Here is a 19,472-nt window from a genome sequence, read left to right on the forward strand (position 1 = left end):
GGCTCGGGCCACGCGGTGTGGCTCGAGGCGGGGCGGCATGGGTCAGTGTCCACCGGCCGCGGCGACGCGCGTCGGGTCGGTGTAGGAGCGGCCCGCGAGTTGGGACGCCACGTCGATGATCATGTCCTCTTGGCCGCCGATCACGCCCCTGCGTCCGAGCTCCATGAGGATGTCGCGCGTACTCACCCCGAACTTCCTGGCGGCGCGCTTGGTCGGATGAAAGAAGGTCGAGTACACCCCCGCGTAACCGAGCACCAGGGCGGTCTCGTCGATGATCTGTGGGTGTGTCATCAGGGGGGCCAGGATGTGCTCGGCGGTGTCGATGAGCGGGAACAGCTCGACGTTCGTCTGCCAGCCCGCCCGCTCGAACGCCGCCGCCAGGACCTCGGTCTGCGCATTTCCGGCGCTCGCGCCCAGTCCCCGGAGGGAGCCGTCGATGAACGTCGCTCCGCGTTCGGCGGCGGTGAGGGCGTTGGCCACGCCCACGCCGAGGTTGTTGTGGGCGTGGAAGCCGACATCGGTCGAGATCCGGTCACGCAGCGCCGCCACCCTGTCACCGGCCTGCCGGGGGACCATCGCCCCGGCCGAGTCGACCACATAGACCACGTCGGCACCGTACGAGTCGAGCAGTGCGGCCTGGGCGGCGAGTTCTGCGGGCTGGAGTGTGTGGCTCATCATGAGGAAGCACATCACCGTGAGGCCCTGCGCCTTGGCCCATTCGACCGGTTGCTGGGCGCAGTCTGCCTCGGTGCAGTGCACGGCGACGCGGACCGTGGTGGCTCCAGCGGAGACGGCCGCCCCGAGGTCACCGAGCGTGGCGATCCCCGGTACGTAGAGAACCGCGATGTCCGCGTTCTTTACGGCCTCGACCGCGGCCCGCACGTAGTCCGGATCGGTCTCCGCGGCCTGCCCGTACTGGATCGACGAGGCGCCGATCCCGATGCCGTGTGCCACCTCGATGGTGCGCACCCCTGCACGGTCCAGCCCTCGGGCGATGTCCGCGACGTTCTGAGCCGTGAACTGGTGGGAGACGCTGGACATGCCGTCCCGGAGGGTCGTATCCACGAGCGTGATGCTCTTGTGTGCAGTCACTTGGCGTCTCCCTTCACGAGGTTCCGGTCCGCGATGACCTCGGCGACGTGGGCCGCGGCCGCGGTGATGATGTCGAGATTGCCCGCGTAGGTGGGCAGATAGTCGCCGGCTCCCTCGACCTCCACCATCACGGTGACCAGGTCGCCGTCGACGTCGACCAGGTGCAGTCCGTACCCCGGGACGTACCTCTGCACCTCGGCGACCCGCTCGACGACCGCCCGCTCGATCGCCTCGGCGTCGACGTCGCGCACCCGGGCGTAGATGGTGTCGCGCATGTTCATCGGGGGCTCGGCAGGGTTGATGACCGAGATGCACTTGGCGCTGTCCGCGCCCGCGACCTGCGCCAGGGCGGTGCCGGTCTTCTCGGTGAACTCGCTGAGGTTCTGGCGTGTCCCGGGACCTGCGCTCTTCGCGGAGATGGCGGCCACGATCTCACCGTAGAAGACGTCTGCCACCGAGTTGATCGCGTGAAGGATCGGGATGGTGGCCTGGCCCGCGCAGCTGACCATGTTGAGGTTGGGCGCGTCGAGGTGGTCGTCCAGGTTCACCGACGGCACCACGTAGGGACCCACGGAGGCGGGAGTGAGGTCGACGGCCACCATCCCGGCCCGGGCGTATCGGGGTGCGGTGGACGCGTGCACCCTCGCGGAGGTGGCCTCGAAGACGATGTCCGGCCGCATGTCCTGATCGAACAACCAGTCGGCGCCACCGGCCGACGCCGCGAGGCCCTCTGCGCGAGCCCTCTCAAGGCCCTCGCTGGTCGGGTCGATGCCGATCATGGCGACCGGATCGATCGAGTCGGACCTCAGCAGTTTGTACATGAGGTCGGTACCGATGTTGCCGGACCCCACGATCGCTGCTGTCAGACGGCTCATGTCTGCCTCCTCGTGTCGGTGGGTGTGGTGTCAACCACGACGTTAGGGACGGCGGGCTCGACAACCGCTCGCTATTCGGGTGAGCCGAAAAGAGGCGGGCCGAGCGGGCCTCGAATCCCGCGTTGTCGAAAGGGGAGAGCCCAGCCCGAGGCGCGGTCTGACACTTGTGGCATCCGTCACTCAGGGCGTCCACCGGGTCGCCCTCCACTCGAGAGGAAGAACACATGAGTGAAGTCAACGAGGTCACGTTGCGACACGAGATCGCGCACCTGGCGCGGGTGGAGCTGCTCAGCCCGAAGCCGCAGGAGACCGAGGACTTCTTCACCACGCTCCTGGGGATGTATGTCACCCGTCGGGAGGGTCAGTCCACTTACCTTCGGGGCTACGAGGATCCGTACCAGTGGAGCCTCAAGATCACCGAGTCCCCGGAGCCGGGGCTGGGGCACCTGGGCTTGCGGACCACCTCGCCCGAGGCCCTCGAGCGTCGGCTGGAGTCGCTGCGGCGCGACGGCAACCAGTGCGACTGGATTCCGGACGGCCACGAGTTCGGGTACGGCAAGACCTTCGCGTTCAAATCGGCCGACGGCCACGACATCCACATCATGTGGGAGGCCCAGAACTATGAGGCCCCACCGGAGCTGTCCAGCAAGATCGTCACCCGCAAATCCCGCAAACCACTGCAGGGCATGCCCGTCAAGCGACTCGATCATCTCAACCTGATGGCCTCGGACGTCGGCGGAGTGCGCGATACCTTCGAGCGCCATCTCGGTTTCCGGACCACCGAGTCCGTCGTCGACGGCGACACCCAGATCGGGGCGTGGATGAGCTCCAACATCCTCGGGCACGAGGTCGCCTGCATGCGGGACATGACCGGTGGCCGCGGCCGTCTCCACCACATCGCGTTCTTCTACGGCAATGCCCAGCACAACATCGATGCCGCGGAGATGTTCCGCGAGTACGACGTCGAGATCGAGGCCGGCCCCGACACCCACGGCATCACGCAGGGGCAGTTCCTCTACGTCTTCGAACCCGGTGGCAACCGTGTCGAGCTGTTCGGCGAACCCGGTTACCTGCACCTGCAACCGGATCTCGAGACCAAGATATGGCAGATGTCGGACATCGACACGGGTCTCGCCATCGGCGGCACCAAGCTGCCCTGGGAGACCTACTTCACCTACGGCACGCCCAGTCCGCTGCCGCTGGCCGAGCACCGGCAGAAGTTCGCCGCGACCGGCCCCGGCGCGTAGGGACACGACCCCGGCTCCCCGGTTTCCGGTCCGCCGTGCCCGGCACCGCGGGCCGTCCGAGAAGAGTGAGACCCGTCCGGCCCGCCTGTCGAGGGCGGGCCGGACGTTCTGTCATCACAGGAGAGCTCCCAGGAGGCGCGGCCGTGACGAGCGCGAGGCCCACGACGCCGGACCGTCATCGTCGAGATCGTCAGCGGATGCAGCAGCACCTGCGGGAGAACCTCTCCGACTCGTCGCTCTCGGTGGCGGCGTCGTCAGCCGCGTTGTTCATGTCTGTCCGCTACGTGCAGAAGGTGTTCGCTCAGGCCGGGACGACGCCGATGGCGTGGCTGGTGGACTGTCGTATCGGCGAGGCTCGCAGGCTCCTGGGGGAGACCTCCCTCCCGATCGGCGAGGTGGCCCGCATGGTCGGCTATCGCGACACCGCGCAGTTCAGTCGGAGCTTCAAGTCGCGGACCGGCTGCAGTCCGAGCGCCTTCCGCGGCGGCCGATCGACCTCGATCTCGTGAGAGAGTGCCTATTGACAAAATTGTTTGTCGGTAGGAGTCTGGACGCAATTCACGGCGCGATTCGTGACAGGAGGCCGGGCGTGCAGGACATCGGAGTGATCGACAGCGCGGAGGCGGCCACCGCCGCGCTGGCCCCCATGCGTACTCGTCTGCTGGCCGAACTCGCCGAACCGGGGTCCGCCACCACGCTCGCGGCTCGCCTCGGCGTCCCGAGGCAGAAGCTCAACTATCACCTGCGGCAACTCGAGAAGCACGGGCTGGTCGAACTGGTCGAGGAGCGGCGGCGGGGCAACGTCACCGAACGGATTCTCAGGGCCTCGTCGTCGTCGTTCGTCGTCTCCCCCGGGGTGATGGGGCGGGTCCAGCCCGCCGTGGGCGCCGAACCCGACCAGGCGTCGCCCCGATGGCTGCTCGCGCTGGCCTCACGCATGGTGCGTGAGGTGGGAGCGCTGGTGGTGGGCGCGCGCAGGGCCGGCAAACAGGTCGGCACGTTCGGGCTCGACGGCGAGGTTCGCTTCGCCTCCCCGTCCGACCGTGCGGCGTTCGCGGCCGAACTCACGGACGCCGTCACCAGGCTCGTGTCCAAGTACCACGACGACTCCGCCGAGGGGGGCCGCCGCCACCGCCTCGTCCTGGGGATGCACGCCGTCCCGCCCGGGACCGGCGACGCGGCGGGCGACTCCGCACCCGGCGACTCCGCACCCGGCCGCCCCACCCCGTCCAGCAGCCACACATCCCGCAGCTCCACGCCCGACAGCGCTTCGCCCGACAGTCCCGCAATGAACCAAGAGGAGAAGAACGATGTCTGACCAGCACAAACGGATCGAGAAGTCCATCGAGCTCGACGCCACCCCGGAGGAGGTGTGGGAGGCCGTGGCCACGGGTGAGGGCATGGCGTGCTGGTTCGTACCGCACCGGTTCGACCCGCCGGAAGGGGGAGTGGGAGCCCGCGTGGTGTCCGACTTCGGCTCCGGGAACGTCTCCGAGGCCACGGTCAGGGAATGGGAGCCCGGGCGGCGATACGCGTCCTCCGCGGACGGGGACCCGCAGGTCGTGGAATTCCTCGTCGAGGGCCGCGACGGTGGTGGAGCAGTGCTGAGGCTCATCCACAGCGGGATCACCGGCGAGGACTGGGAGGCCGAGTACCACAGCCGGGGCTGGGACGGCTTCCTGTCGAACCTCCGACGCTACTTCGACCATTTCCGCGGTCTGCCGCCGGCCACCGTGTCGATCATCGCGTTCAGCGACCTCGACAAGGACGGCATCTGGTCGCTGTTCAACGACGCGCTGGGCATCGATCGGCAGCTGGCGGTCGGCGACACCGTGCACCTGACACCCGAGGGGCTCGAGCCGATCGACGGCGTAGTGGTGGTGGCCGAACCGGGGAATCTCGGGATCCGCAGCGACCGGGGGGTCCACTTCTTCAGCGGCGACGGCGCGTGGGGCATGGTGACCGTCACCCACTACTACTACGGCGAGGGGCTCGACCGCGACGCGCTCACCGCCGGGTGGCAGCGCTGGACCGACTCGCTGTTCCCGCCGTCTGCCGACCCGACGGAGCCGGGCGAGGGCGGTTCGCCGCAGGAGCCCGGACCGCCCGCGGACTAGGAACCCGCCGCTCCCGCCGATTCTGCCGCTCCTGCCGGCCCGCGGCACCCGCCGGCCCGCGGCGCCCGCCGGCCCGCGGCGCCCGCCGGCCCGCGGAATTCCCCAGTTTGGTCGTCGTCAGTGCGGCTCAGAGGGCGAAACGTCGCAGTGAGAACGACCAAATCCGAGGCGTCGGCGGGGCGAGGCGTCGGCGGGGGCGATGCAACGGCGTGGCGGCCGGGGGCCGCGGCGCCGGCGGTTGGCAACCGCGGGCCGCGGCGCCTGCGACCGGCCACTGCGGGCCGCGGCCCGGGGGCGCCCCGCGACTCCGCTGACAGGCCTCAGCGGCGGGCGGCGGCCAGGCGCTCGCGGCGCAACTGCTCCACGGCAGGCACCTCGACCGGCGGCAGCGAGTCCACTCCGAGCGCCCGGCACAGCAGCAGGTCTGCCAGCTCGGGATTCCGGGCGAGCACCGGGCCGTGCATGTAGGTCGCGATCATCGAGCCCTGGACGACGCCCTCGATCCGCCCGCCGGTCCGCGCGGGATCGTCAGCGGGGACGCCGTTGCCCACACCGGACGTCGCCCGTCCGAGCGGTGCGGCATTCGGCCCCAGCACCGTGGCGCCCATGTGGTTCTCGAAGCCCGTCAGGGTGCTGGTGAGCCCAGTGAGCTGCGGCTCCACCACCAGCTCGCCGATCGACCGCCTGGCCTGCGGCGAGGTGGTCACGTCGAGCAGGCCCAGGCCGGGGGCGCGAGAGCCGTCGGCGACCACGAACCACTCGCCGAAGACCTGCATCCCGGCGCAGATCGCCAGCACCGGCACCCCCCGCGCGACCGCCCGCTGCACGCCGGGCGAACCGGACAGGTGCCGGGAGGCGAGCTTCTGCGCGGTGTCCTCCCCTCCGCCGACCGTGTAGATGTCACACGAGTCGGGGACGGCGTCGTCCAGGGTGATGCGGACGATCTCGGCGTCGTACCCGCGCCACCTCAGCCGTTGGCGCAGGATGAGGGAGTTGCCGTCGTCACCGTAGGTGCCCATGACGTCCGGGAGCACCAGGCCGATGCGCACGGTCGACTCGGTGGGCCGCGGGGACGCGGGGGAGACGGTGTCGAGGGGTGAGGCGGAGGCCCCGGCAGCCGTGCGCGCATCCTCGTGGTGTCCGGTCATCGCTGCTGCTCCTTCCGGGCGGCGATCGCGCGCCCCAGGTCGCGGAACGCGGTGTAGTTGGCCAGCACCTCGACCCGGCCGGGTGGGCACCGCCTGATCGCGGCCAGCGGGTCGGACTCCAGGCGGTGGTCGACGCCGGCGTAGCTCAGGCGCACGGACAGGTCCGCGGCGCGCTCGCCGGCGGCGTACACGGACACGCCCTCGAAGCTCTCGAAGCGCACGTCCCACAGCCACGACAGATCCACGCCGTCCGCCACCTGGCCGTTGACCGCGATCACCAGGCCGTCGGCGGAGGTGTCGATCATCCCGAGCGCCTCCTGCCAGCCGGCCGGGTTCTTGGCCAGCAGCAGGTGCGCCGAGCGGCCATCCACGTCCACGGTCGAGTAGCGGCCCGCCACGTCGTCGACCCGCTCCACCGCCCGCACCGCCGCGGTGGGGTCGGCGCCCATCGCCACGGCCGCGGCCACCGCCTGGGCGGCGTTGCCGCGGTTGGCGCGGCCGGGGATGGCCAGCCGCATCGGCGCGGTGAAGCCATCGGGCCCGTGGATCGCGTCCTCGGTGACCCACCAGTCGGGTTCTGGCCGCGCGAACTGTCGCCCGTCGGGCAGTGTGCCCCTGGCCTGCCAGCGGACGGCGCCCGTCTCGTCCACGGTGCGCGTGATCGGCTCGCCGGTGCGCGGGCAGCTCACCGAGTCACCCGCCCACGCGTTGCCGGCCGCCACCCACACCACCGACGGGTTGTCGAAGGCGACGGAGGTGATCATCACGTCGTCGCAGTTCGCCACCACCGTGGCCTGTGGCTGCGCCGCCACCCCGGCCCGCAACCGCCGCTCGATCGAGTTGATCTCGCCCACCCGGTCAAGCTGGTCACGGCTCAGATTGAGCAGGACGATCGCCTCGGGCCGGGTGTTCTCCGCGACGGCCGGCGTGTGCAGTTCGTCGACCTCGATCGCGGCCAGCGGGGCCTCGCGGTCGGCGCCGAGCGCGGAGACGATCCCGGCGTCCATGTTGTCGCCGTTGGCGTTGGAGGCCACCGGGGCGACCGTCGACAGCGCGGAGGCGACCATCCTCGTCGTCGTCGACTTGCCGTTGGTCCCGGTGACCAGCACGGACCGCCGCCCCGCGGCGAGCTGGGACATCAGTCCGGGATCCAGCTTGAGCGCCACCAGACCGCCGATCATCCCGCCCGACCCTCGGCCGGACACCCGGGAGGCCCAGGTGGCCAGGCGTGCGACGGCCACGGCTGCGCGGCCACGGGGTGTCAGTGCGGAGTGCGCGCGGGAGGTCATGCGACGAGTCTAGGCAGCGGTGCCCGCTCAGAATCGCACCGCACCGCCGAGTGCCCGGGCCACGTCCCGCCCCAGATCGGCGATCACCTCGTCCGGCGTGTCGTCGGGGCCGGTCGCGGTGGCGATCACGGCGATCGCGTACCGGCCGGAGGTGGTGTTGACCACGGCGATGTCGTGGGACTCGGTGTCGGTCTCGCCGGTCTTGTTGGCAGTGGACCCCTCGGGCAGGTGGGCGGGCAGCTTCCACAGTCTTTCCTGGTCGCTCAGCAGTCCGAGCACGGTCCGCGCGACCGCGGGCGAGGTCAGGGCCTCACCTGCGGACGCGCGCCCGTCGGCGGCCCGCACCAACTCGGTCAGGTACCCCACGCTGCCGCGCGCGCTGACCCGGCTCCAGTCGCCGGTCCACTCCCCTCGGAAGGCCCCACCGGTGTGGAACTCGTCCGCCAGGCCCACCCGGTCGGCCACCTCGTTGATCGCTTCGTTCGGGTCGTCGGTGTCGGGCGCCGAGGGGCCGTCGACGGAGAGGTCGTAGAGCAGGTTGGCGGCGTCGTTGTCCGAGACCGGGATGGCCGCCTCCAGCAGGTCCCCGAGGGTGCCGTAGGGGGTCTGGGCGGTGGGGTCGGCGTCCCAGGCCTCGAGCGCCGCCACCGCGAAGGCCACCTTCATCACCGAGGCGGCGTAGCGGGGGTCGTCCTCGCCCGAGCACACCACGCGCTCGTCCGGGGCGTCGATCGCCAGGACGCACGCCGCCAACTCGTGGCCCGCCTGCTCCGCCTCGGCGACGGCCCCGGACAGCAGCGGGCCCACCTCGCGCCAGCCGGACGGGAGCGGACGCACGCGGTGGGCGGGGTCCTCGACCCGGCCGTCGGGCACGGAGGCCGAGGGCTGGGCCGAGGCGGGACGGGTGCTGGCCGACGCCGTGTCCGGGTTCGCCAGATCGGCCCCGGGCGCGGTCACCGCCACACCCAGCACCGCCGCCAGACACAAAGCCCCGTAGCCGCCCGCGGCCAGCCGGAGCAGGCGCCGTGAGCGCCGTCGCGCCCGCACCGGGGCGTCCCGCAGACGGGCCGCGGGAGTGTCCGACCGGTACCGCGCCACGGGCTCTCCTGATTCTGACCGGACCGGTGGTGGCCGGTGCGCCGAATTGACGGAGTCGACAGTAGCCGTCGGAGATGTCGGGGTGGTCTGCCACGATAGGCGGACACCGGCCGACACGGGCGGCCCGACGAGACCGGGGACGGGGGGACATGAGCGGGTGGGTGGTGGTGGACGTCGAGACGTCCGGGATGAGACCGTCCGTCGACCGGGTGCTGTCGGTGGCGGCGGTGGTGATCGACGACGACGGCGAGGTGCTCGAGGAGTTCGTGACTCTGCTGAACCCGGGTGTCGACCCGGGGCCGGTCCACGTGCACGGCCTCACCCCGGCCCTGCTCGCGGGCAAACCGCGCTACGCCGACGTGGCCGCGGACCTGGCGCGGGTGCTCGACGGCCGGACGGTGGTGGCCCACAACGCCACGTTCGACGCGTCCTTCCTGGCCTCGGAGGCGCGGCGGGCCGGACTCGAGCCGCCGTTGGAGCAGTTCCTGTGCACGCTGGACTTCGCGGGCCGGCTCCATCTGTCCACCGCCGACCTCAAGCTGGTCACGCTCGCCGCGCACTTCGGCGTGGAGCAGCGGGCCGCGCACGACGCCCATGACGACGCGCTGGTGCTGGCCGGGGTGTTCGCGGGGATGCTGCAGGTCGCCGCGGCCAAGGCCGTGCAGCCGACGGTGCGGCGCCTCGACGGGATGGTGGCGGATCCGGAGACGGGCTTCCTCGTCTCCCGCGTGTGGGCCGAGGCCCTGGCCGCGCCCAGGCTCTGGCGGCCGGCCGGACGGCTGAAGCGAGGCGGCGGGCTGGTGCAGGGGATGGAGGTGGTCTTCACCCAGGACGTCGACCGCGACCCGGAGGAGATCGCCGGCCTCGTCGTCGACGCAGGTCTCTACCTGGCCGACCGCATCTCCTCCCGCACCTCGCTGGCCGTGTGCGACGCGCCCGGCGCGGTCCGGGGCCGCGCCGCCTTCGCCCGCAAGAAGGGGCTCGAACTGGTCCCGTTCGCCCGGTTCTCCGAGATGCTCGCCGACGTGGCGCCCGGGCGGCCCGTCGCGGGTGCCCAGGCGGTGGACAGCGCGCAGGAGGCGCTCTTCTGACGGGCGCCTCCTCACGCGCCCGCCGACGCACGCGGTACCCGTGTCCAGACCCCGCGTTCCGCATCGTGGGGCGGCGGTCCGGACCGGCGCCACCGAACTGACATGATGGTCTGCGGCCCACGTCGTCGACAACAGGAGTACCGTCCCGTGCCCGCACCCCAGAACGCCGCCGCCCGCGAGGTCTACGAGAAGGAGCGGGCCCACGTCCTGACCCCGTGGTCCGCCTGGGGCGCCAGCGACCCGATGGTCGTCACCGCCGCCGAGGGCTGCCACCTGATCGACGGCGACGGCAACCGCCTGCTCGACTTCACCTCCCAGCTGGTCAACACCAATATCGGCCACCAGCACCCCGTGGTGATCAAAGCGATCCAGGACCAGGCCGCCGAACTGTGCACCATCAACCCCGCGCACGCCAACGCCGCCCGCGCCGAGGCCGCCCGTCTGGTCTCCGAGGTCGCGCCCGCCGGGATGAACCGCGTGTTCTTCACCAACGCCGGCACCGAGGCCGTCGAGCACGCCATCCGCATGGCCCGCCGCCACACCGGGAGGCACAAGACCCTCTCGGCGTTCCGCAGCTACCACGGTGCCACCACCACCTCGATGAACCTCACCGGCGACACCCGCCGCTGGGCCAACGACCACGGCAACACCGGCGCCGTGCACTTCCACGCCCCCTACCTGTACCGGTCGCAGTTCTACGCGGAGAACTCCAAGCAGGAATGCGATCGCGCGCTCGAGCACCTCGACTCGCTCATCGGACTCGAGGGCCCGGACCACTTCGCCGCCCTGATCATCGAGTCGGTGCCCGGCACGGTCGGCATCATGGTGCCGCCGGCCGACTACCTGCGCGGCGTCCGCGAGATCTGCGACAAGTACGGGATCGTGATGATCTGCGACGAGGTCATGTCCGGCTTCGGCCGCACCGGCGCCTGGCTGGCCCTGGACAACTTCCGGTCCGGCGACGACGACTGGGCGCCCGATCTCATCACCTTCGCCAAGGGCTCCAACTCCGGCTACGTCCCCCTGGGCGGGGTGATCCTGCACGACCGGATCGCCGCCTCCTTCGAGACCACCCCGTACACCGGGGGCCTCACCTACGCCGGGCACCCGCTGGCCTGCGCCTCCGTGGTGGCCACGATCAACCTGATGCGGGACGAGAAGATCGTCGAGAACGCCCGCATGATCGGCGAGGACGTGATCGGCCCGCGCCTGCGCGAGCTCGCACGGAAGCACCCCTCGATCGGCGAGGTCCGCGGCCTGGGCGTGTTCTGGGCCGTGGAGATGGTGGCCGACCGCGAGACACGTGAGCCCCTGGCCCCCTACGGTGGGACATCGGAGGCCATGGCAAGGACCTTCGCCGCCGCGAAGTCTGACGGCGTGCTGTTGTTCATGAACTACAACCGATTCCACATCGTGCCGCCCTGCATCATCACGGCCGACGAGGCGAACGCGGGGCTCGACGTGTTCGACCGCGCACTCGATGTGGCCGATTCCTACGTGGGGAGCTGACCGCGCATGGCACTGGTACTGGGACTGATAGTCAACGCCGTCGCCCTGTGGGTGGCGACTCTGATCGTGCCGGGGATCTCCCTGTACGAGACCGCGGGGGACGCCGGGATCGACGCCGGCGCCGTCGACAACGAGGTGAGCGTGCCGACCATCGCGGCGCTGCTCATCGTGGCCGTGGTGTTCACGCTGATCAACGCGGTGGTCAAGCCCGTCGTGCAGTTGCTGTCGCTGCCGCTGACCATCCTCACCCTGGGGCTGTTCCTGCTGGTGATCAACGCGCTGATGCTCATGCTCACCAGCTGGGTCACCACGACGTTCCAGCTGTTCGGCGCCGAATACCAGGTGAGCGGATTCTGGGCGGCGTTCTTCGGGGCGATCGTGATCGGCCTGGTCAACTGGGTGCTCGGCATGGTGGTGCCCACGCGCGCCCGCGCCTGACCCACGCGCGCCCGCGCCTGTCGTGGGGCGTCCGCGTGTGGCTGCCGAGGAGGCCACCGTCGTCGCCCCGGGATGCCCCGACGGCCTCGTGCAACGAGAAGAGCGTTCCGAACCCATCCCGCGAGTGGGGGGTCGGAACGCTCTTCTCGATGGGTGAAGCGGGCCGGTCAGACCGAACTCAGGAGCCGAAGGCCGCCGAGGAGACGGCGCTCGGGACCCAGTTGCGTGCGGCGACGTCTCGGATGAACTGCATCTGCGGGTAGAACGAATTGCCCGGGCAGGCGGTCCCGCCCCAGTCGCGGTGGCCCGAGACGGCCGGCATGTTGCGCGTGGCCCCGCCCTGCGGGTTGCGGTAGGTGATCCCGCCGCGCGGATTGATGCCGGTGGCCGAACACAGCGCACGAACGCAGTCGATGGTCGCGCCGACGGCAGCGGCGGTCGGCGGCGCACCGGTGAAGTCACCCAGGAGGCAGACGCCGATGTTGCCGTTGTTGACGCCACCGGTGTGGCCGGCGGTGACCACCGGGGGAGCGATGCCGGCGACAGGGGGCACCTGGAAGACCGGGGTCCCGCCCACGGTTCCGCCGCGGCCCTGGTAGATCCGGCCCTCCGGGTCGATGAGCAGGTGGTATCCCACGTCGCCCCAGCCCAGGGTGTTGGCGTGGTAGTTGTAGATCGCGCGGACGCTGGCCGCGCGGTCCGGTCCGACGGGCGAGGCCGTGTGGTGAATCGTGATCGCCTGCGCCGGGAAGAACTGCGGTGCCCACCGGTTCCCCGAGACGTCACCGGCGCCCCAGGCGGCCCGCGGGATGATCGGCAGTCCCAGCGTGCCGACGCTGCCGAGGCTGTAGTTGCGCGGTGCGCCACGTCCGTCGTCGAACGCCGTCGCACGGGCGCCCGCGGGTGCGTCCACCTCGTAGCCCACGGACCCCTCCGGCGCCGCGATGAGATCGGAGGCGGGCGTGCTGCCGCTGTCCGGGGCGGAATCCATCGCCTCGAGCGGGAGCCAGTCACCCACGGAGCCGTCGGGGAAGGCGAAGCGGATGCGGCCCGCGATCTCCTCGGCGCTCGGGAACGTCACCCCGACGTAACCGAGCGGGCCGTTCGGCTGGATCATTCCACTGCCGGTCGGGACCGACTGGAGCAGATCCTGCGCCATGCCGAGGGAACCGGTGTCGAACGGATTGGCCCCGGCGAGGGGGCCACGAACGGAGGAGGCGACAGCGACGCCGACGCCGACTGACGCTGCGGCGAGGAACCCACGGCGTGAAACGGGCATAAGGGGGCACTCCAGACTCGAACTGCAGAAAAGTGACGCCTGGCATATCGGCGCTATCGCCGGACACATTACGCGCTCGGCGTAACCAAATCGAGATAAACGTTACCGCAGTGATACATGTGGCCACTGTGATTCAAGAGGCGAATTCTGGGCGCTCCGGGTGACACACGGCGGGCCCTCGCGCACAACCCGCCCCCGCCTCCGCACGGCCCGCCCCCGCCTCCGCACGACTCGCCCCCGCCTCCGCATGACTCGCCCCCGCGAACGACTTGCCCCCGCCCGCGCGCCTCTCGGCTCGCGGTACCACGACGCCCGCCCAGCCCGCGCTGGCCGTCGCCCCCGGCTGTTCGGCCCGACGAGAAGAGCGTTCCGCACAGGTGCCTCGCGGGCGATGTATGCGGAACGCTCTTCGGGTCGGGGCCCGGCGTGCGGGCGCCGGGGCGGTCACCGCCCGGCGTGCGGGCGCCGGGGCGGTCAGGGAGCCCAGGTGCGGGCGCCCTCGATGCTGCCCACGGTGTCCTCGGGGTCGACGGCCTCGTCGGCGTACGCCCGGTTGACCGCCGAGACCACCGCGCGCAGCGACGCCGTGGTGATCGACCCGGCCCGGCCGACACCCCAGAACACCCGATTGCCGAACTGCACCTCGACGTAGGCGGCCGCGGTGGCGTCGTCCCCGGCGGTCATCGCGTGCTCGGAGTAATCGAGGATGCGCACCTCGTCGTCGAACATCTCGTTGAGCGCGGCGACGAACGCCGCCAGTGGGCCGTTGCCGGACCCGGTCAGCTCCCTGACCTCGCCCCGCCACTTGACCACGGCGTCGATGGAGTCCTCGCCGTCGTCGGTCTCGGCCGGCTCCAGATGTTGGGACATCCGCTCCATGGGCGAGATGCGGTCCAGGTACTCCAGCGTGAAGATGTCCCACATCTGCTTGGGCGTGACCTCGCCGCCCTCGGAATCGGTGACGCTCTGCACCAGCGCGGAGAACTCCATCTGGAGGCGTCGTGGCAGCTGCAGGCCGTAGTCGCTCTTCATGATGTAGGCCACGCCGCCCTTGCCGGACTGCGAGTTCACGCGGATCACGGCCTCGTACGTGCGGCCCTCGTCCTTGGGGTCCACGGGCAGGTACGGGACCTCCCACGTGATGTCGGTGATGTCCTCGCCGCGGGCCTCGGCCTCGGCCTGCAGGGCGTCGAAGCCCTTGTTGATCGCGTCCTGGTGCGAGCCCGAGAAGGCGGTGAACACCAGGTCGCCGCCGTAGGGGTGACGCTCGGGCACGCGCAGCTGGTTGGCGTACTCGACGGTCCGGCGGATCTCGTCCATGTCGGAGAAGTTGATCTGCGGGTCGACGCCGCGGGTGAGCAGGTTCATGCCCAGCGTCACCAGGCAGACGTTGCCGGTGCGCTCGCCGTTGCCGAACAGGCAGCCCTCGATGCGGTCGGCGCCGGCCTGGAAGCCCAGCTCGGCGGCCGCGACGCCGGTGCCGCGGTCGTTGTGCGGGTGCAGCGAGAGGATGGTGGCGTCGCGGTGCGCGAGGTTGCGGTGCATCCACTCGATCTGGTCTGCGTACACGTTGGGCGTGGCCATCTCGACGGTCGCCGGCAGGTTGAGGATGATCGGGTTCTCCGGCGTGGCCCCCACGACCTCGGTGACGGCGTCGCAGATCTCCTTGGAGAACGCGAGCTCGGTCCCGGTGAACGACTCGGGGGAGTACTCCCAGCGCCAGGTGGTGTCCGGGTAGTCCTTCGCGATGGTGGTGACCAGCTCCGCGGCGTCGGTGGCGATCTTCTTGATCGCCTCGCGGTCCTTACGGAACACCACCTTGCGCTGGAGGATCGAGGTCGAGTTGTAGAAGTGCACGATCACGTTGGACGCGCCCTCGCACGCCTCGAACGTGCGGCGGATCAGGTCCTCGCGGCACTGCACCAGCACCTGGATGGTGACGTCCTCCGGGATCGCGTCGTCCTCGATGATCTCGCGGACGAAGTCGTAGTCCGTCTGCGAGGCCGACGGGAACCCGACCTCGATCTCCTTGTAGCCCATGCGGACGAGCAGCTCGAACATCCGACGCTTGCGGGCCGGGCTCATGGGGTCGATCAGAGCCTGGTTGCCGTCCCGCAGGTCCACGGCGCACCACTGGGGCGCGTGGGTGATGACCTTGTCCGGCCACGTGCGGTCGGGGAGCGAGACGTCCTCGACCTCCTCGGCGAAGGGCCGGTACCGGTGGACCGGCATCGAGGAGCCCTTCTGTCGGTTCCACGACGGTTGGTCGGGGCGTCCGGGCTTCGAGGGGGGAGTGATGGTCGACGACGACGAGACGAATGCGTCAGCGGGATTCATTGCGGGGCTCTACTTCCGTGGAATCGATCTGTGGGGATCGGACCGGCGCGACGAGATCCCGCGACGGGGAGCCGGTCCGCCTCAGCGGGCCCCGCCGCGGCACCCAAGAAGGAGCACGCGCTGCATGGGGGTCACCATACACCGATCCGGTGAGGGGCACGGAATCGGAGTTCATCACGGTATCGGGATGACGAAGGTCGTGGTTCCCGTCGTCGCCTCGGGCGGGGTAAGGGGGGAGTCCGCGCTCAGGTCCCGGTCGTTCTGCATCGAACCCCAGAGCCTGCGGCAACCGGCCTCCTCGGCGATGTCGCGGGCCTTGTCGACCAGGCGGTGGGCGATCCCGCGGCCCCGCAGTGACTCGCTGACCCGGATGCCGTAGACGAACAGGTCGGGGCTGGCGCCCATGTAGCCGGTCTCCACCGCCACCAGCGTCCCCACGGGGACGTCGTCGTGGAACGCCAGCAGCAGGAGGTTGGACCCGTTGTCGAGGAAGTCCCGGGTCCACTCCGCGGTGGGTGGGTAGCGGAACAGGTCGTCGACGGACAGGACCAGGTCGAGATCGCCGCGTGAGGCGCGGCGGATCACGAGCTCCGGCTGCTCCGGCGAGGTCATTAGCTCAGTGTGACAAAAACGCGGGAGGTCCGGCGCGGGAGCGTGGGGGCCGGGTGTGACCGGACCGTCGTGGTCATCGGTTGGCGATCATCCAGTTGATCCACCCGTTCTGGAACGGGATCGACTCGTACCAGGCCGGATTGGTCCCGTTGGGCTGGCGGCGTGCGTGGTCGGAGCCGGAGTGGATGCCCACCAGGAGGTCACCGTGGAACACGGGCCCCCCGGAGTCCCCCAACCCGTAGCCGCCCTGGGTGGTGTGGGACCGTCCGATCCAGGATCCCGCTCGCGGCTCCATCCGCTCGAGGCGGGTGAGGCCGGTCCGGAGCTCAGCCGACCGCTGGCCGCGGGGAGTGGTCTCGCCGAAGCCGTGGAACCGCAGCACGTCGCCGGGTACGGGATCCCTTCCCGCGCGCTTGACCGACGGCGACGGCGCCGGATGTGCGAGCTTGAGCAGCATGACGTCACCGGCGGGGGCGTGGTAGGCGGCGACGGGGGTGTGTCGCCCGAGGCTGCCGGAGTCGAGGGAGCCGAACGCCCCGACGATCGGCGGGCTGGCGAGCGAGGCGGTCTCGGCGAACCCGCCCGGCACGGTCGCCTGGTTGCCGAACCCCAGGGTGTACGCGGTCGGGTCGGCGGGGCCGCAGTGCCTCGCCGTGGCCACCCAGTACGGGGCCACGACCACTCCGGAGCAGGGAGTTCCGGGGATGCCGCTGAACGTCGTGATCTGCACGGCCCACGGGGCGGGTCCGGAGGGTGCGCCGTTGACCACCGCCCCGGCGGTGGGGGCGGTGACGACGAGAGGGGTGAGGATCGCGGCGGCGGAGGCGAGCGCCGTCGCCACGAGTCGGGGTGTTCTGGGAGAGGGGCGCCGGGACGTGGCGGCCTGCCCGGGGCTGCCGCCGGCCCTCTCGGCACAGCTGTTACTCAAGGTGCCACTGGGGCGGGTGGGACGCATGAGGCTCAGCCTAAGCGATGAGATCGACGTGCGCTGGCGCTCGGGGTGGGTCCTCATGGCTCTGGAATCGCGGGCGGCTGCGGCCGTGTTACCGCTGGACTGACCGCGCCCGCGCCGCCCGGGTCGGCCTGCGGCTCGAGATCGACCTCCTTGTTGGCCAGCCGCACGGTGGCCACCACCATCAACACCAGGGTCGCGGCGAGGATCGCGAGTTCGGCGCCGTCGACGGTGAACCACTCGCCCAGCACCACCACCCCCAGCCCCAGCGCGACGACGGGTGTGGTGACGGTCGAGGCGGGTACCGCCTGGTGCACCGCCCCCGCCGAGAACGACATCTGCTGAAGCGTCAGCGCGATCACCGCCGCCACCACCAGCCCGTACACCTCGCCCGCGGTGAAGACCTCGACCAGCCCGCCCGAGTACCACCGGTCGGCGACGCCCTTGGTGAGCAGCGCGACATAAGCGAACGCCAGACCGCCGGCCACTCCCAGCAGGAGCGCCCGGTTGCCGTTGCGTCGGCGATTGCGCGACAGTCGAAGCAACACGGCGATCGCCACCAGTCCCCCCGCGCACGCCAGTGCCCACACGTACCAGGGCGGGTGGTCGTCGCCGCCCATGGGACGCCCGTAGATCACCAGGACGACCACGCATCCCGCCAGGACATGTCCCCAGAACAGTTCGGTCTTGGTGACTCGGCGGCCGGTGACCCAGGCCCCGAGAGGCAGCGCGAAGGTCAATGAGAGGACTGTGATCGTCTGCACGAGGATGAGCGAACCGAACGCCAGCGCCGCGCCCTGGAAGGCGAACCCGGCCAGGCTGATCGCCATCCCGGACCACCAGTACCTGCTGGCCAGGACGCCGAACCGCCCCTCGAGCCGACCGCCGGCGCGACCCTTGGTGCGGTGCCGCATCACGGTGCCGAAGGCCTGACTGAGGGCGGCGGCGAGGGCCAGGAGGACGGCCAACCAGGTTTCTGTCATCGATGATGAGTAAACACCTCCCGTAAAGTAGGGCTGCGTTAAGCCGATCAACACCGGAAGGGTGTGACCGCGTGGCACTCGTAGTGCAGAAGTACGGCGGCTCCTCCGTGGAGTCCGCAGAACGTATCCGTCGGGTGGCCGAACGGATCGTCGAGACCAAGAAGGCGGGCAACGACGTCGTCGTCGTCGCCTCCGCGATGGGGGACACGACCGACGAGCTGCTGGACCTGGCCGACCAGGTCTGCCCCGCACCACCGCAGCGCGAGATGGACATGCTGCTGACCTCGGGCGAGAGGATCTCGAACGCGCTGCTGGCCATGGCCATCAGCTCGTTCGGGATGGAGGCGTACTCGTTCACCGGCTCCCAGGCCGGGATCATCACCACCACCAAGCACGGCGACAGCCGGATCATCGACATCACCCCGGGGCGGGTCCGTGACGCCCTCGACCAGGGCAAGATCGCTCTGGTCGCCGGCTTCCAGGGCGTGTCCCGCGAGACCCGCGACGTCACGACCCTCGGCCGGGGCGGATCCGACACCACCGCGGTCGCCATGGCCTCGGCTCTCGGCGCCGACGTCTGCGAGATCTACTCGGACGTCGACGGCATCTACACCGCCGACCCCCGGATCGTCTCCGACGCCCGCAAGCTCGACTCCATCTCGTACGAGGAGATGCTCGAGATGGCGGCCGTCGGCTCGAAGATCCTCAACCTGCGGAGCGTCGAGTTCGCCCGCCGGTACCACGTGCCCCTGCGCGTGCGCTCGTCGTATTCGACCAACCCGGGCACGCTCGTGGCCGGAAAAGTGGAGGACATCCCCGTGGAAGACGCAGTCCTGACCGGAGTCGCTCACGACGCCTCGGAGGCCAAGATCACGGTCGTCGGGATCCCCGACCAGCCGGGGTACGCCGCCAAGATCTTCCGCGTGGTGGCCGACGCCGAGATCAACATCGACATGGTCCTGCAGAACGTCTCCAAGGCGGAGGGCAAGACCGACATCACCTTCACCTGCCCGCGAGAGGTGGGTGCCCGGGCCACCGAGGTCCTGTCACAGGCCAAGGACGACCTCGGGATCGACCAGGTGCTCTACGACGACAACGTCGGCAAGGTCTCCCTGGTCGGCGCCGGCATGAAGTCGCATCCGGGCGTCACCGCGACGTTCTGCGAGTCGCTGTCCGAGGCCGGGGTCAACATCGAGCTCATCTCCACCTCGGAGATCCGCATCTCGGCGCTGGTCCGCGAGGACGAGCTCCCCGAGAGCGTCCGCGCCCTGCACGCCGCGTTCGAGCTGGGCGGCGAGGAGGAGGCCCAGGTCTACGCCGGCACCGGCCGCTGACCCGAGCCCCTCGAGCGCACGGCGCGCTTCCCGCCCGGCGCGCTTCCCGCCCGGCGCCCGGTGCGCCGCCC

At 70.6% G+C, this 19,472-nt stretch carries 18 protein-coding genes; 8 read left to right on the top strand and 10 right to left on the bottom strand.

The window, feature by feature from the left end:
• Positions 1–42 precede the first annotated feature (42 nt).
• Together dmpG and CT688_RS01915 are read right to left on the bottom strand one after the other, a co-directional pair.
• Positions 43–1,092, bottom strand: a complete 1,050-nt coding sequence (gene dmpG / locus CT688_RS01910; RefSeq protein ID WP_255412662.1) for a 4-hydroxy-2-oxovalerate aldolase — start codon at positions 1,090–1,092, stop codon at positions 43–45.
• Positions 1,089–1,967 carry an acetaldehyde dehydrogenase (acetylating) gene (locus CT688_RS01915; protein WP_107755534.1) on the bottom strand — a complete coding sequence of 293 codons (879 nt, stop codon included), beginning with the start codon at positions 1,965–1,967 and terminating at the stop codon, positions 1,089–1,091. Before CT688_RS01915 ends, dmpG begins: the two co-directional genes overlap by 4 nt.
• A 224-nt stretch (positions 1,968–2,191) precedes the next feature.
• Between CT688_RS01915 and CT688_RS01920 the strand changes: the two genes are divergently transcribed.
• The 4 genes from CT688_RS01920 (at position 2,192) to CT688_RS01935 (ending at position 5,331) form a co-directional block, all read left to right on the top strand.
• On the top strand, positions 2,192–3,214 hold the full coding sequence (locus CT688_RS01920; protein ID WP_107755535.1) for a VOC family protein: 1,023 nt from the start codon (positions 2,192–2,194) through the stop codon (positions 3,212–3,214).
• Positions 3,215–3,411: 197 nt separating this feature from the next.
• Positions 3,412–3,723, top strand: coding sequence for a helix-turn-helix transcriptional regulator (locus tag CT688_RS01925; protein WP_107755536.1), 312 nt, complete (start codon positions 3,412–3,414; stop codon positions 3,721–3,723).
• An 80-nt stretch (positions 3,724–3,803) separates the two neighbouring features.
• Positions 3,804–4,532, top strand: coding sequence for a helix-turn-helix domain-containing protein (locus CT688_RS01930; RefSeq protein WP_107755537.1), 729 nt, complete (start codon positions 3,804–3,806; stop codon positions 4,530–4,532).
• On the top strand, positions 4,525–5,331 hold the full coding sequence (locus tag CT688_RS01935; protein WP_107755538.1) for an SRPBCC domain-containing protein: 807 nt from the start codon (positions 4,525–4,527) through the stop codon (positions 5,329–5,331). The genes CT688_RS01930 and CT688_RS01935 overlap by 8 nt, the downstream gene beginning before the upstream one ends.
• 320 nt (positions 5,332–5,651) lie before the next feature.
• On the opposite strand, the gene CT688_RS01940 is transcribed toward CT688_RS01935, so the two are convergent.
• Genes CT688_RS01940 through CT688_RS01950 form a run of 3 tightly spaced genes read right to left on the bottom strand, consistent with a single transcriptional unit; the run spans position 5,652 to position 8,866 of the window.
• Positions 5,652–6,479 carry a type 1 glutamine amidotransferase gene (locus CT688_RS01940; RefSeq protein WP_107755539.1) on the bottom strand — a complete coding sequence of 276 codons (828 nt, stop codon included), beginning with the start codon at positions 6,477–6,479 and terminating at the stop codon, positions 5,652–5,654.
• Positions 6,476–7,768, bottom strand: a complete 1,293-nt coding sequence (locus CT688_RS01945) for a MurT ligase domain-containing protein (protein ID WP_107755540.1) — start codon at positions 7,766–7,768, stop codon at positions 6,476–6,478. Before CT688_RS01945 ends, CT688_RS01940 begins: the two co-directional genes overlap by 4 nt.
• 27 nt (positions 7,769–7,795) lie before the next feature.
• Complete coding sequence (locus tag CT688_RS01950; protein ID WP_107755541.1) at positions 7,796–8,866, bottom strand: serine hydrolase; 1,071 nt, start codon at positions 8,864–8,866, stop codon at positions 7,796–7,798.
• 149 nt (positions 8,867–9,015) lie between these two features.
• Between CT688_RS01950 and CT688_RS01955 the strand changes: the two genes are divergently transcribed.
• The 3 genes from CT688_RS01955 to CT688_RS01965 all read left to right on the top strand — a co-directional run bounded on the left by CT688_RS01955 (position 9,016) and on the right by CT688_RS01965 (position 11,904).
• Positions 9,016–9,957 (top strand): exonuclease domain-containing protein, encoded by a 942-nt coding sequence (locus CT688_RS01955; protein WP_107755542.1) that lies wholly within the window; start codon positions 9,016–9,018, stop codon positions 9,955–9,957.
• A 147-nt stretch (positions 9,958–10,104) separates the two neighbouring features.
• Positions 10,105–11,466 (top strand): aspartate aminotransferase family protein, encoded by a 1,362-nt coding sequence (locus CT688_RS01960; protein ID WP_107755543.1) that lies wholly within the window; start codon positions 10,105–10,107, stop codon positions 11,464–11,466.
• A gap of 6 nt (positions 11,467–11,472) precedes the next feature.
• The gene (locus CT688_RS01965) at positions 11,473–11,904 is read left to right on the top strand and encodes a phage holin family protein (protein ID WP_107755544.1); all 432 of its coding nucleotides are present in this window, start codon (positions 11,473–11,475) and stop codon (positions 11,902–11,904) included.
• 178 nt (positions 11,905–12,082) lie between these two features.
• Here the strand turns inward: CT688_RS01965 and CT688_RS01970 are convergent, their stop codons facing one another.
• The 5 genes from CT688_RS01970 to CT688_RS01990 form a co-directional block, all read right to left on the bottom strand.
• Positions 12,083–13,183: a peptidoglycan recognition family protein gene (locus CT688_RS01970; protein ID WP_107755545.1), complete on the bottom strand. Its 1,101-nt coding sequence runs from the start codon at positions 13,181–13,183 to the stop codon at positions 12,083–12,085.
• Between the two features lie 474 nt (positions 13,184–13,657).
• Positions 13,658–15,520 (bottom strand): 2-isopropylmalate synthase, encoded by a 1,863-nt coding sequence (gene leuA / locus CT688_RS01975; protein ID WP_107755546.1) that lies wholly within the window; start codon positions 15,518–15,520, stop codon positions 13,658–13,660.
• Positions 15,521–15,694: 174 nt separating this feature from the next.
• Complete coding sequence (locus CT688_RS01980) at positions 15,695–16,132, bottom strand: GNAT family N-acetyltransferase (RefSeq protein WP_107755547.1); 438 nt, start codon at positions 16,130–16,132, stop codon at positions 15,695–15,697.
• 73 nt (positions 16,133–16,205) lie between these two features.
• Complete coding sequence (locus tag CT688_RS01985; RefSeq protein WP_107755548.1) at positions 16,206–16,973, bottom strand: trypsin-like serine protease; 768 nt, start codon at positions 16,971–16,973, stop codon at positions 16,206–16,208.
• Between the two features lie 167 nt (positions 16,974–17,140).
• Positions 17,141–18,067 (bottom strand): DMT family transporter, encoded by a 927-nt coding sequence (locus CT688_RS01990; RefSeq protein WP_107755549.1) that lies wholly within the window; start codon positions 18,065–18,067, stop codon positions 17,141–17,143.
• A gap of 71 nt (positions 18,068–18,138) precedes the next feature.
• Here CT688_RS01990 and CT688_RS01995 point away from each other — a divergent pair, with 71 nt between their 5' ends.
• Positions 18,139–19,401 (top strand): aspartate kinase, encoded by a 1,263-nt coding sequence (locus tag CT688_RS01995; protein WP_107755550.1) that lies wholly within the window; start codon positions 18,139–18,141, stop codon positions 19,399–19,401.
• Positions 19,402–19,472 lie beyond the last annotated feature (71 nt).

This window comes from Dietzia sp. JS16-p6b, assembly GCF_003052165.1.
In the GTDB taxonomy this organism is placed as follows: Bacteria; Actinomycetota; Actinomycetes; order Mycobacteriales; family Mycobacteriaceae; genus Dietzia.